Raw genomic sequence first — 14,052 nt, forward strand, 5'->3', positions numbered from 1 at the left:
TCAATAGCTATTGAACGTCAATCAATAGGGGTAGTCTGGCCCGAGACCACCAGGAGAGGAACATCCACAGTGTCGGTGCTCAGAGAAGGCCGGATCAGGGATGATCGCAAGCGCACCCGGATGACCCCGGAGGCCCGCCGCGATCAACTCATCGAGTTCGGTCTCGCCATGGTGCGGGAACGGCCGCTCGAAGAGATCACGATCGACGCCATCGCCGACGCGGCGGGGGTGTCACGCGCACTGCTGTTCCACTACTTCGCCTCCAAGCAGGAGTTCCACGTCGCGATCGCGCAGGCGCAGGCCGACCAGATGCTGGCGTGTACCGCACCCGACGACTCGCTCGGCGACCCGATCGCGATGCTGTCGGCGTCGATGGCGGCCTTCGTCGACTATGTCAGCGAGAACCGCACCGCCTACACGGCCCTGATCCGCGGTGCGTCGAGCTCCGACCCGGCCATGCGTGAGGTCATCGACCGCACCCGGGAGGTGATGGTGCGGCGCGTCCTCGACCACGCACCCGCTTTCGGGGTGGAGGTCACCCCGACCGTGGTGATGAGCGTGCACGGGTGGGTCGCCTTCGTCGAGGAGACGACGATCCGCTGGCTGACCTCGTCGACGGTGAGCCGGACCGAGCTCCTGGCCTTGATCACCGCGGCGCTGCCGGCGCTGGCGGCGGCGGTTCCCGCCGACCCGGAGCCGTCGCCCGGCCCCTAGAGTCCGACGGCCCGCGGTATGTCGGCGTCCCCAGAGCGCCATCGGCCTTGGGGGTGAGCGCGGCGACATTGCGCGCGGGTACCCGTCGGTATCCCCGCGTCGGGTACGCGCGGGGACTCGCACCGGTTCTCCTCAACACCGACACCGACACCGACACCGACACCGCGATCGGGGTACGCGGTGCGCGCGATCGAACATCAGATGACAAGCTCGTGGGCAGGGGAGTCGAACGATGGGGGCGGAGAACTGCTGACCGACGTGAAGGTGGACGCATGACGACGACCGAATCCCGCCCTGGGATGAACGCTGACGCACAGGGCACAGGGGCCAGGATCCGCAAGGTGTTCGGCGGCGCCGAGCGACTGGCCTCTGACGACGCGCCGTTCTGGTTCGTCACGCCGGCACTGGGCTGGTCGGTGGTATTGCAGATGGTGTGGGTCCTCGACGACGAGGTCTCCCTCGAGGCGCTGACCGCGATGAACGCCGCCCTGGCGCGTGGACGACTGCACCGCATGCTCGTGCCGTCGACGGTGTACGGAGCGCGCCCGCGCTGGGTCGACGCGCCCGACAGTCCCGGCCTGGCCGCCGACACCGAGCCGGTGGCGGAGGCCGACATCGACGCCTGGGCGACCGCGGAGATGTCCACGGTCCCCCTCGACGCGGAGGGCGGCCGGTGCTGGCGGCTTCGCAGTGCTCCCACCGAGTCCGGCGGCACAGTGGTGTCGCTGTGCACGTTGCATGTGCTCACCGACGGTCGCGGCATGCTGGCCGCGGCGGCCGAGGCCGCCGCGGCGTCGGCGGTGCCGTTGATCCCGGACACCGAGGCACCCGCTGCGGCCCCGAACCCGAAGTCGCCCACTGCGATCCGGCGACGCCAGCAGATCGCCGACGTCGCCGACGCCTGTGTCCAGGCGGGCGCGGCGGCCACCGGCATCGTCCGTGCCGCGCTCGCCCGGCGCAAGAGCGCGGGTTTCGAGTCCGATCCGCGTCCCGCGCGCGCCCCCATCGCCGAGCGATCACCTGCTGCCGAGTTCGCCTGGGCCACCGCGACTGTCCCCGCCGCCGAGTGGGACCGCGTCGCGCGCGAACACGAGGGTTCGTCGAATACCCTGTTCATCGCCGCGGTGAGCGGGCTCCTCCGGTCCAGCGGCCACGCACCGCTCGGGCACCCGATCAAGGTGGGTGTGCCGGTCGACCGCCGCGAGGGCGAGAACGACACCCGCTCGAATGCCATTGCGGGAGTGTCGGTGTTCCTCACCGACGAGCCGGTGGCCGGTGGCGACCTCGGCGGCATCCGCGCGGCCTGCAAGGCGGCGTTCGTGCGACTGTCCGAAGGACGGCGCGCGCCACAGGTTTACCTGCGCCCGCTGGTCTGGTTCATCCCCGCCTCGGTGATCATCAAGATCGTCAGCGCGGGCACCGGGATGCCGGACGCGGTGATCTCCAACCTCGGCGACGTTCCGCCGGAGGCGACCCTGATCGGCGGCCGGCCGGTGCGAAAGCTGGCGTTTCGCGGGATGGCCCAGGGCGTCGACGCCGCGGCGGGCCACCGGTTCGGCGACGGTGTGCAGTCCTGGCTGATCCGCACCAGGGATCAGGTCACGTTCACCGTCCTGGGATGCGACGAGAACAGTTTCGGTTCCGATGCCGTCCTCGCAGATCTCCTGCACCGCGAACTGACGGCCTGGGGGCTGCCACACGAGATCTGGTGAGGTGCGATGTGGTGGCGCAATCCACGGGAATAGGGCACGCGCGGAGGTGAGCCACCGCTACTCATGACCTCACCGGACAGCTGTCGCCGCTGCGGCCGGCGTGTGCGAGTCTCAGCTGCGCCCGGAGCGCGAACCCCCGATCGAGACAGCAGGCGGCCCCTGCCGGAGAGTCCGGCAGGGGCCGCCTGCTGTGATCTGCTTGTAGTCCTACTCGCCGAAGGCCTCGTCGAGGATCTCCTGCTGCTCGACTGCGTGTACCTTGCTCGAGCCCGACGACGGCGCAGACATCGCGCGGCGCGACACCCGGCGGAGCCCGCCGAGGAGGTCGGGCAGCACCTCCGGCAGCCACAGGCCGAGGAACGGCCACGGACCCTGGTTGGCCGGTTCCTCCTGGACCCAGCGGAACTCGGTCGCGTTCGGGTACTGCTCGAGGGTGTTGCGCAGACGACGGTGGGGCACCGGGTAGAGCTGCTCGATACGGACGATGGCGATGTCCTCGCGACCCTCCTTGTCCCGGCGCGCGGCGAGCTCGTAGTAGAGCTTGCCGCTCACCAGCAGCACTCGCTTGACCTTGCCGCGATCGGCGTCGTCGTCCTTCACGAAATGCGGGTCGTCGATCACCGAACGGAACTTGTCCTCGGTGAAGTCCTCGACCGGGCTGACCGCAGCCTTGTTGCGCAGCATCGACTTCGGGGTGAAGACGATGAGCGGGCGGCTGATGCCGTCGAGTACGTGGCGACGAAGCAGGTGGAAGTAGCTGGCCGGTGTCGACGGCAGCGCCACCGTCATCGAACCCTCGGCGCACAGCTGCAGGAAGCGCTCGATACGACCCGAGGTGTGGTCCGGGCCCTGGCCCTCGTGTCCGTGCGGCAGGAGCAGCACGACGTCGGAGAGCTGGCCCCACTTGGCCTCACCGGAGGAGATGAACTCATCGATGATGGACTGCGCGCCGTTGACGAAGTCGCCGAACTGACCCTCCCACACCACGAGGGCGTCGGGGTTGCCCACGGAGTAGCCGTACTCGAAGCCGACGATCGCGAACTCGGAGAGAGGCGAGTCGTAGACCATGAACCGGCCGCCGTTGTTCTCGGCGCCGTTCTCCTCACCCACGGGCTGCAGATTGTTGAGCGGCGTGTACTCCTTACCGGTCGACCGGTCGATGAGTACCGAGTGACGCTGCGTGAACGTGCCGCGACGCGAGTCCTGGCCGGACAGCCGGACGGTGCGCCCCTCCATGACCAGCGAACCGAACGCCAGCAACTCGGCGAACGCCCAGTCGATGTTGCCCTTGCGGGCGGCCTCGGCACGACGCTCCAGCACCGGCTTGACGCGCGGATGCGGGGTGAAACCCTCGGGGACGTTGACGAACGCGTCGCCGATGAGCTCCAGGGTCTTGTTGTCGACGGCGGTCACCAGCTTGGTCGGCAACGTCTGGTCGGCCTGGATCGACGGGGACGGCTCGACGCTGAACTTCTCGAGTTCCTTGACCTCGTTGAAGACCCGTTCGAGCTGACCCTGGTAGTCGCGTAGGGCGTCCTCGGCCTCCTTGGTCGAGATGTCACCGCGACCGATCAGGGCCTCGGTGTAGCTCTTGCGGACGCCGCGCTTGGTGTCGATGACCTCGTACATCGCCGGCTGCGTCATCGAGGGGTCGTCACCCTCGTTGTGGCCGCGGCGACGGAAACAGACGAGGTCGATGACGACGTCCTTGTGGTAGGTCTGGCGGTAGTCGACGGCCAGCTTGGCAGCCCAGACGCAGGCCTCGGGGTCGTCACCGTTCACGTGGAAGATCGGCGCGCCGATCATCTTCGCCACGTCGGTGCAGTACTCCGTGGAACGCGAGTGCTCGGGTGCGGTGGTGAAGCCGACCTGGTTGTTGACGACGATGTGCACGGTGCCGCCGGTGCGGTAACCGGGCAGCATGGCCATGTTGAGGGTTTCGGCGACCACGCCCTGGCCGGCGAATGCGGCATCGCCGTGCAGCATGAGCGGCAGGATCGGGAAACGATCGTCCTCGTCCATGAGGTCCTGCTTGGCGCGGACCAGACCTTCGAGGACCGGGTCGACGGCCTCGAGGTGGCTCGGATTGGCGGTCAGCGAGACGTTGATCTCGTTGTCGCCGAACATCTGGTAGTACTTGCCCTCCGCGCCGAGGTGGTACTTGACGTCACCCGAACCGTGCGCCTGCGACGGGTTCAGGTTGCCCTCGAACTCGCTGAAGATCTTCGAGTACGGCTTGCCGACGATGTTGGCGAGCACGTTCAGACGGCCGCGGTGCGGCATACCGATGACGACCTCGGTCAGGTTGTGCTCGGCGCTCTGGTCGATGACCGCGTCCATCATCGGGATGACCGACTCGGCACCCTCGAGCGAGAAACGCTTCTGGCCGACGTACTTGGTCTGGAGGAACGTCTCGAAGGCCTCGGCGGCGTTCAGCTTGCTCAGGATGTACTTCTGCTCGCCGACCGGCGGCTTCACATGCTTGATCTCGACCCGCTCCTGCAGCCACTTCTGCTGCTCGGGTTCGAGGATGTGGGTGTACTCCACGCCGACGTGACGGCAGTACGCGTCGCGCAGGATCGACAGCACGTCGCGCAGCTTCATCTTCTCCTGGCCGTGGAAACCACCGACCTTGAAGCTGCGGTCGAGATCCCAGAGGGTCAGACCGTAATTCTGGATGTCGAGATCCGGATGGCTGCTGCGCGCGTCGCTGTCCATCATCAGCGGATCGATGTCGGCCATCAGGTGGCCTCGACTGCGGTATGCCGCGATCAGCTCGAGAACGCGGGTGGACTTGTCGACCAGGCCGGTCGGCAGGTCGCGACGCCAGCGGACCGGCTCGTAGGGGACATGGAACGCGGTGAAGATCTCGTCGTAGAACGCATCGTCGATGAGGAGCTGGTGGACGGTGCGCAGGAAGTCGCCCGACTCGGCGCCCTGGATGATCCGGTGATCGTAGGTCGAGGTGAGGGTCATCAGCTTGCCGACGCCGAGCTCGGCGATCTGCTCCTCGCTGGCGCCCTGGAACTCGGCCGGGTACTCCATGGCGCCGGCGCCGATGATGGCACCCTGGCCCTTCATCAGGCGCGGTACCGAGTGCACGGTGCCGATGGTGCCCGGGTTGGTCAGCGAGATGGTGACGCCGGAGAAGTCGTCGGCGCCGAGCTTGCCGTCACGCGCGCGTCGGACGATGTCCTGGTAGGCGGTGTAGAACTCGGCGAAGCCCATCGTCTCGCAGTGCTTGATCGCTGCGACGACGAGCGTGCGGTTGCCGTCCTTGCCGACCAGGTCGATGGCCAGCCCGAGGTTGGTGTGCGCCGGGGTGACGACGTTCGGCTTCCCGTCGATCTCGGCGAAGTGCCGGTTCATGTTCGGGAAGGACTTGATGGCCTGGACGATCGCGTAACCCAGGATGTGGGTGAAGCTGATCTTGCCGCCGCGGGTACGGGCGAGGTGGTTGTTGACGACGATGCGGTTGTCGATCATCGCCTTGGCCGGAACGGCGCGAACACTGGTGGCCGTCGGGATCTCCAACGACAGGGCCATGTTCTTCGCGATGGCTGCCGCGGGACCGCGAAGCACCTTGTTCGAGTCGGCTGCCTCGGCGGGCTTGCCCGCATCGGGCTTGGCGGCGGATTTCGGCTGCGAGCGGGCGGAGCCGTCCCGGCTGGCGACACTGTGGCCGGATGCGGCCTTGGTCGCGGTGGACTCCTTGGCGGGCGAGGGCTTGCGCGCGGGCACGGTGCGCGCAGGCTCCTGGTCGAGCGTGACCTGCTTGCGCGTGGGGGCACTGCCGTTGGTGGCCGAACCCGCCGACGACTTGGGGGCGGAAGATCCCTTGGCAGAAGGTTCCTTGGCGGAAGAATCCGGGGCGGAAGACTTTGCGGACTTCGACGTGGTCGCCTCGGTCGACGGGGAGCCGCCGTTCTCGCCGGGTTGGTAATTCTTCAGAAGCTCATGCCAACTCGGGTCCACCGAGCTCGGGTCTTCTTTGAACTGCTGGTACATTTCCTCGACCAGCCACGTGTTCTGTCCGAAATCAGAAATCGAACTGCTGCTCACAGCGGTATCTCGCCTCAATTCCCTGAAGGTGCCGGGTTCTCTGCCACGCTGTCGTCTCTTGTGGAGACTATCCGTGAATCAACTGACGATGCTACGCGTCGTCGAGTCGATCACACCTACCGACCTGCTACTACCGAGTCAGTTCGTGTGGGCCGGTTCTTGATGTTCGACGTGCCCCGTTGCACGTCCGGTCATCGGGCCGTCGGGCCCGGGCGCCGGCGAGTTGTCGGGATCGACACCTGCATCCCAGAACCCGCGGTACCTCTGTCCCAACGTCAGCAGCTCCTCGTGTGTTCCGAGTTCGACGATGTGGCCGCCGTCGACCACCGCGATCATGTCCGCGCGCGCGGCGGTGGCGAGGCGGTGGGCGACGATCACCGAGGTGCGGCGCCGGGTCACCGCACGCCCGGCGGCGAGAACCTGGGCTTCGGTGGCCTGGTCGAGGGTTGCGGTCGCCTCGTCGAGGAGCAGCAGGTCGGGGTCGACGAGCTCGGCGCGGGCCAGCGCGATGAGCTGGCGCTGGCCGGAGCTCAGTCCGTGGCCGCGTTCGCCGATGGGGTGGTTCATCCGGCCCGGCAAGGACGCGATCATCCCCAGCGCGCCGACGGCGGCAGCCGCGGCAGCGATCTCCGCGCGCCCGGCGTCGGGCCGGCCGTAGGCGATGTTGTCGGCGACGGTGCCGGTGAACAGGTGTGGTTCCTGCGGAACGAGTCCCAGCCGGCGTCGATATCCGGAGAGCACGATGTCGGCGATGTTCGTGTGGTCGACGAGGACCCGGCCGGAGGTGGGGTCGTAGAACCTGGCGAGGAGCTTGACGATCGTCGACTTGCCCGCACCCGTCCGGCCGACGATCGCGAGCGAGGTCCCGGGCGGGATGTGCAGGTCGACGTCGTCGAGCGCATCCGAGGCGGCCCCCTGGTAGCGGAACCCGACGCGTTCGAAGTCGACCTCGCCCTCGAACCCGGCGGCGGGGGCCGGACGGGCGTCGGGAGGTGTGCGCAGGGAACTCGGGGTCTGGAGCAGGTCGCCGATGCGTCGGAGACCGACGGCGGCCTGCTGGTAGCCGTCGAAGACCTGCGACAGCTGCTGGACGGGGCCGAACAGCATCGTGAGGTAGAGGACGAATGCGACGAGGGTGCCCGCCGAGAGCGATCCCGATGCGACCTGTCCCGCGCCGACGCCGAGCGCGATGGCCGTCGCGACATCCGACATGAGCTGGATCAACGGGAAGTAGGCGGCGATCGCGCGCTGGGACACCATCCGTGCCTCGACCCAGGCTGCCGACCGCTGCGCGAAGCGTGTCTGCGCGCTCCGGGTGCGCAGGTAGGTCTGGGTCGTCTTGATGCCGGCGATGTTCTCCTGGAAGTCGGCGTTGACGGTGCTGATCAGCTCGCGGGAACGGGTGTAGGCGCGCGATGCGACCCGCCGGAAGACCACCGTCGCGGCGATGAGCAGCGGGAACACCGGAAGGACGAGGAGTCCGAGCAGTGGCCCGGTGATCAGCAGCGCGATGATGACCCCGACGAGCGTGAGCATCGCCACGATGGCCGATGTCAGACCCGCCTGCAGGAAGGTCGACAGCGCGTCGATGTCGGTGGTCATCCGCGTCATGATGCGGCCGGACAGTTCCCGCTCGTAGTAGTCCAGACCCAGTCGCTGGATGTGCGCATAGCTGCGGATGCGCAAACCGAACAGCACGCGTTCGCCGGCACGCGTCGACGTCATGGTCATCGACGACGCCGCGACCCAGCCGATCGCGACCAGCACGATGCCGCCTACGGCCGCCCACCAGAGCGTGGACCGGTCGGTGGATCCGGTCGCGTCGATCACCGCACGGGCGATGCTCGGAAACGCGAGTCCGACGAGGGTCTCGACGGCGATCGCGACGAGGGCGGCAGCCAGCAGCCAGCGGACCGGGGCGAGCAGGCCGCGCAGGGTGAACTCGGGGTTCTCGCGCCGGGCGGCCTCGACGTCGACCTCGGGATCCTCGATGGCCGGGGGGAGTGCGTCCACACTCGCCTGCAGCTCGGGGGTGGCCGGCATCGAGCCGAGGGCGCTGGCCACCCCGCCGCCGCGTCCTCCGGTCCTGGTGCCCGCTCCGGCCAGGACTCGGGGCCCGCCCGTCGTCGGGGCCTGCGCGGAACCGGCTGCGGGCCAGAGGCTCTCGAGCTGTTCCGCGCCGATCGTGGCGACGGGTGGCGGCTGCGTGCTCTCGGCATCGGGGTCCGAAGCCGTGCTCGTCATCAGCTCACGGAATCGCGGGGAAGTCGCCTCGAGCTCGTCGAGGGTCCCGAGGGCCGTGATGCGCCCGTCGTCGAGAACCGCGATCCGGTCGGCGAGGACGAGCGTCGACCGGCGGTGGGCGAGGACCAGCATCGTGGCACCCTGCCTGCGCAGACGGCCCAGGATGCGGGATTCGGTGCTCGCATCGACCGCGGAGGTGGCGTCGTCGAGCACGAGGACGGCCGGATCGGCGAACAACGCGCGGGCCAGCGCGATGCGCTGACGCTGGCCGCCGGACAGGGTGAGGCCCCGTTCGCCGATGACGGTGTCGTAGCCGTCGGGCAGTGCCCGGACGAACTCGTCGGCATCGGCGGCGACGGCTGCCGCACGGACACGGGCGGCGACGTCCGCGTCGGTGTCGATCTCGTCGGTGTCGTTCTCTTCTGGGCCGTCGGGCCGGTCGGCGGCCGGGCCCATGGCGATGTTCGCGGTGATGGTGTCGGAGAACAGGAACGGTTCGTCGAAGACGACGGCGACCGCCCGGTGCAGTGACGCCGGCGCGAGGTCGGCGAGCGGATAGGACCGGCCACCGTCGTCGATGAGTGAGATCGTGCCCGAGTCGGGACGCTCGAACCGGCTGACGAGGTCGGCGATCGTGGATTTGCCCGACCCCGGCGGGCCGACCACGGCCACGCATTCGCCCGGCTCGACCCGCAGGTCGATACCGGCGAGGACCGCGGGCGGGTCGTCGGCGGCATGGGTGTGATGGGCGAAGCCGACGTCTGTGAGCTCCACCCCGAGGGGTCCGTCGGGCAGTGTCCCGGATGCGGTGTCGCCTGGGTCGCGGGGGTGATCGATGACGTCGTAGACGCGTTCGACGGCGGCGCGGGCGAGCTGGGCGTTGACGATGAGGTTGGTGAGCAGACGGGCGATGCCGGTCATGGTGGCGACGTAGGTGCTGAAGGCGAGGAAGGTGCCCGCCGTGATCGTGCCGATCATCGTCAGATATCCGCCGATCACGATCACCCCGACCATGCCGAGCTGAGGGATCGCGGCCAGCGTCGGCGCGAAACGCGAGTTGATGCGCGCCGCCCGCAGGCGGCGGGCGAAGACGGTCCGGCATCGGGCGATGAGGCCGTCGACGGCCCGGTCCTCCTGCCCGAAGCCCTTGACCACCCGGACGCCGGTCACGGTTTCCTCGACGTGCTGGGCGACATCGGCCGCGGACTGCTGGGCCGACCAGTTCGCGGCGAACAGCCTGCGTCTGGTGCGCCACACCTCGAGGGCTATCAGCGGGGCGATGACCAGTGCGACCGCGGTCAACAGCGGGGACAGATAGGCCATGATCCCGAGCGCGACCACCATCTGCACCGCGGCGCCCGCCGACAGCGGTGCCATGGCGAGCAGGCTCTGCACCACCTGGATGTCGGAGATGGAGCGGGAGACGATCTGGCCGGTCCGGATCTGGTGCTGGCTGCGGCCGTCGAGATGCAGCAGGGTGTCGAGAAGGCATAGGCGGAGGCGGTTCTGCACGTTGACCGCCAGCCGGCCGGCGAACACCCGCCGCCCGAAGTGGCAGGCGTAGCGGATCACGGCCGCGACGATCAGAGCCGCGATGATCTCGCCGAGCGTGAGACCGTCGTCGACCACCCCGGTGGCATGGTCGATGGCGGCCTTGGCCAGCAGCGGCATCGTGACGTCCACGGCGACGGCGACCATCGTCACCGTCATCGTCACCACGACGAGCCGGCGGTATCGCCACGACTCGCGTAACAGCTTTCGAATCCAGCCGGGTTCGGCCGGAGAGGTCCCGTCGGCGGGCGGCGGAGTGGGTGCCGAGGTCACCACGAACCGGGTGGCAGCGGATCCGGGTCGGTCACCTCGACGAAGTCGACGTCGATCAGCCAGTTCCGGGGTGCCGGGCCGAATGCCTCGCGCGCGTTGTGCACCACCTTGCGGCCGAGTGCACGACTGCCCACACCGCCGATGACCGCGCCGATACCGGCGGGCATGAGCTTGCCGAAGATGAGGGGCGCGCGGCGGATCGCGTACTTGCGGACGAGTTTGTTGACCAGCGTCTTGTTGAGCTTGGTGACGGCGCCCGACGGCAGGGCGGCCCCGCCGAGCCGCCGCAGCGTGCCGCCGCCGGTGCCGACGACCCGCCCGAGCGCCAGAACACCCTCCTCACCCAGGGCGACGGCCATGACCAGCGCCTTGCGGCGGTCGGATTCGTGGACCGGGATACCGTGCACCTCGGCGATCGACAGGGCCAGCAGCGCCGACGCCTCGAGGAAGAAGGCGGTGTCTCCGGTCATCGCACCGAAGGCGGTCATCGTACCGACGCCGGGTATCGCGGCGGCGGCGCCGACCGCGCCGCCGGACCCGGTGACCGCGTTGAGGTATCGCTTCTCCAACCGCTCGATGATCTGGGCGGGGGAGTCGTCGGGATGTTTGCGGCGCAACGAGTCCACGTACTTCTTGACGGCGGGTGCCTGCAGCCGCTGGGCGCGGTCGAGGATGCCGCCGGTGACCTCGACGGCCTTGCCGGGAGCCTTCTTCTCGCTCATGACGCCGGCACCCAATCCGCGGCGGGGACGACCTCGGCCGGCGGCGGGGGGCCCGGGGGTGTGCCGTCGCCGAAGGGGCGACCGCCGAGCTCCTCACGGTGGTGCGGGGCGAGCCATCCGCGCAGATCGGGGCCCTTCGGCACGATCTGCGTCGGGTTCACGTCGGTGTGGACGATGTAGTAGTGCTGCTTGATCTGGGTGAAGTCGGTGGTGTCGCCGAACCCCGGGGTCTGGAACAGGTCGCGGGCGTAGGCCCACAGCACCGGCATCTCGCTCAGCTTGCTGCGGTTGCACTTGAAGTGCCCGTGGTAGACGGCGTCGAAGCGGGCCAGCGTGGTGAACAACCGGACGTCGGCCTCGGTGATCGTGTCGCCCACCAGGAAGCGCTGCGTGGCGAGCCGGTCGGACAACTCGTCGAGTTTGGTGAACAGGCGGTCGTAGGCGGACTCGTAGGACTCTTGACTGCCGGCGAAGCCGCAACGGTAGACGCCGTTGTTGACCTCGGTGTAGATGCCGTGGCTGACCTCGTCGATCTCGTCACGCAGGTGCGCCGGATAGAGCTCGGGAGCGCCGTCGCGGTGGAACTCGGTCCACTCGAGGGAGAAGTCGATCGTGATCTGGGGGAAGTCGTTGGTGACCACCTGGCCGGTCGGGACGTCGACGACGGCGGGCACCGTGATCCCCTTCGGATAGCCGGGGAACCGCTTCTCGTAGGCGTCCTTGAGCCGAGGTATCTGCAGGACGGGGTCGACGCCGCCCGGATCGAGATCGAAGGTCCACGAGTTCTTGTCGTGGGTGGGCCCGCAGAGTCCGAGGGAGATGGCATCTTCGAGACCGAGGAGCCGTCGGACGATGAGGGTGCGATTGGCCCACGGGCACGCACGCGCGGCGATGAGCCGATAGCGGCCGGCCTCCACCGGATAGCCGTCGCGGCCGTCCCGGGTGATGCGGGTCTCGATGTACTTGGTGTCCCGCACGAACTCCTGGCCGGTCATCACGTACGAACCCTGTTCGTCCTCGGAGGTCTCTGGTGCGTCCCGGGATGTCGACGCGGTGCCGGACTCGGTGCTCATGGGCTCCACAGTAATGATTCGCTCCGACGGTCATACCGGATCGCCGGTGCGAATCGGACATCACCGGCGCACGGCCGATTTTCGGCGTGAGTCGGGCACGGGCCGACCGTCGGCACAGGTCTAGCATCGGGGAAATGCGCTCCAGCGATGCCGCCACAGGCGAATCCGGGTCCCAGGACGGCCTCGTCACCGCACGGCCATGGGCCGCGCTGATGGCCCTGTGCGTGGGATTCTTCATGATCCTGGTCGACATGACGATCGTCGCGGTCGCCCAGCCGCGCATCCAGTCCGATCTCGACACCGATGTCAACGGTGTCGTCTGGGTGACCAGCGCCTACCTGCTGACCTATGCCGTGCCGCTGCTCATCACCGGCCGGCTGGGCGACAAGTACGGGCCGAAGACGATGTATCAGCTGGGTCTGATCGTCTTCACCATCGCGAGCGTGTGGTGCGGACTGTCGTCGTCGATCGGTGAACTCATCGCCGCGCGCGCCCTGCAGGGCGTCGGCGCCGCGCTGATCACCCCGCAGACGATGTCCCTGATCACCCGGATCTTCCCGCCGGAGAAGCGCGGTGCGGCGATGGGCATCTGGGGCACCGTCGCCGGCGTCGCCACCCTCGTCGGTCCGCTGCTCGGCGGCATCCTCACCGACGCGTTCGGCTGGGAATGGATCTTCTTCATCAATCTGCCGGTCGGCATCGTCGGGCTCGTGCTGGCCGCGATGCTGGTGCCCCGCGTGGACACCAACGACCACCAGTTCGACTGGATCGGTGTCGGACTCTCCGCGGTCGGTCTGTCCGCGCTCGTCTTCGGCATCCAGGAGGGCGAGAGCTTCGACTGGGCGGCCTGGATCTGGGTGCTGATCTTCGGAGGTCTCGCGTCCCTGGCGGTGTTCGTCTGGTGGCAGTCGCGGATCCGCACCGAGCCGCTGCTGCCGCTCTCACTGTTCCGCGACCGCAACTTCTCGCTGGCCACCGTCGGTATCGCCTCGATGGGTTTCGCGGTGTCGGCGATGATGATCCCGCTGACGTTCTTCCTGCAGCTCGTCGGCGGGATGTCGCCGACGGAGTCGGCGGTGGTCCTCGTGCCGATGGCGGTGCTGACCGGTGTGCTCGCACCCATCGTGGGCCGGATGGTCGACCGCGTGCACCCGCGCACGATCGTGTCGACGTCGTTGCTGCTGAACGGTATTGCCATCGGCTGGCTCGGCGTCGTCAGCCGTCCCGAGACGCCGGTCTGGATGATCGTGGCGCCCCTGTGCCTGATGGGTGTGGCGTCGGCGGGTATCTGGGCGCCGCTCGCGGCCACCGCCACGCGCAACCTGCCGTGGCATCAGGCGGGTGCCGGTGCCGGCGTCTACAACACCCTGCGGGTCATCGGTTCGGTGCTCGGTTCGGCGATGATCGGCGCACTGCTGCAGACGCGGCTGGCCGCCGAACTGCCGGGCGTCGACGCCGGTGCCGCCCGGGAGGGCGGGTCCGAACAGCTGCCGGAGTTCCTCCGCGAGGGTTTCGCGACCGCGATGGGGCAGTCGCTGTACCTGCCGGCGGCCGCGCTGCTGGTGGGTGTCGTGGCGACGTTCTTCTTCGTGCGACCCGCACACCAGATCGTGGCGCCGAAAGCCGTCGGCCCGCAGACGCCGGGTAGCCCGACTCACACCGCCGTGGTGCCGGGGGCCTGAGCGCGCGTCCCCGATCTGT

The 14,052-nt window shown here is 68.6% G+C and carries 7 protein-coding genes; 3 read left to right on the plus strand and 4 right to left on the minus strand.

The window, feature by feature from the left end:
* Positions 1-120 precede the first annotated feature (120 nt).
* Together H1R19_RS09145 and H1R19_RS09150 are read left to right on the plus strand one after the other, a co-directional pair.
* Entirely contained in the window at positions 121-714 is a 594-nt protein-coding gene (locus H1R19_RS09145; protein WP_188331627.1) for a TetR/AcrR family transcriptional regulator, read from the plus strand.
* 272 nt (positions 715-986) lie between these two features.
* Positions 987-2,426, plus strand: coding sequence for a hypothetical protein (locus H1R19_RS09150; protein WP_244970927.1), 1,440 nt, complete (start codon positions 987-989; stop codon positions 2,424-2,426).
* 207 nt (positions 2,427-2,633) lie between these two features.
* Here H1R19_RS09150 and H1R19_RS09155 read toward each other — a convergent pair whose 3' ends face one another.
* The 4 genes from H1R19_RS09155 to H1R19_RS09170 form a co-directional block, all read right to left on the minus strand.
* The gene (locus tag H1R19_RS09155) at positions 2,634-6,434 is read right to left on the minus strand and encodes a multifunctional oxoglutarate decarboxylase/oxoglutarate dehydrogenase thiamine pyrophosphate-binding subunit/dihydrolipoyllysine-residue succinyltransferase subunit (RefSeq protein WP_244970970.1); all 3,801 of its coding nucleotides are present in this window, start codon (positions 6,432-6,434) and stop codon (positions 2,634-2,636) included.
* 192 nt (positions 6,435-6,626) lie between these two features.
* Positions 6,627-10,556: an ABC transporter ATP-binding protein gene (locus H1R19_RS09160; protein WP_219851256.1), complete on the minus strand. Its 3,930-nt coding sequence runs from the start codon at positions 10,554-10,556 to the stop codon at positions 6,627-6,629.
* On the minus strand, positions 10,553-11,278 hold the full coding sequence (locus tag H1R19_RS09165) for a hypothetical protein (RefSeq protein WP_219851257.1): 726 nt from the start codon (positions 11,276-11,278) through the stop codon (positions 10,553-10,555). The genes H1R19_RS09160 and H1R19_RS09165 overlap by 4 nt, the downstream gene beginning before the upstream one ends.
* Positions 11,275-12,351 (minus strand): glutathione S-transferase family protein, encoded by a 1,077-nt coding sequence (locus H1R19_RS09170; RefSeq protein ID WP_219851258.1) that lies wholly within the window; start codon positions 12,349-12,351, stop codon positions 11,275-11,277. The genes H1R19_RS09165 and H1R19_RS09170 overlap by 4 nt, the downstream gene beginning before the upstream one ends.
* Positions 12,352-12,485: 134 nt before the next feature.
* Here H1R19_RS09170 and H1R19_RS09175 point away from each other — a divergent pair, with 134 nt between their 5' ends.
* Complete coding sequence (locus H1R19_RS09175) at positions 12,486-14,033, plus strand: MFS transporter (protein ID WP_188331479.1); 1,548 nt, start codon at positions 12,486-12,488, stop codon at positions 14,031-14,033.
* Positions 14,034-14,052: the final 19 nt, after the last annotated feature.

It is taken from the genome of Gordonia jinghuaiqii, from assembly GCF_014041935.1.
Taxonomy (GTDB): Bacteria; Actinomycetota; Actinomycetes; order Mycobacteriales; family Mycobacteriaceae; genus Gordonia; species Gordonia jinghuaiqii.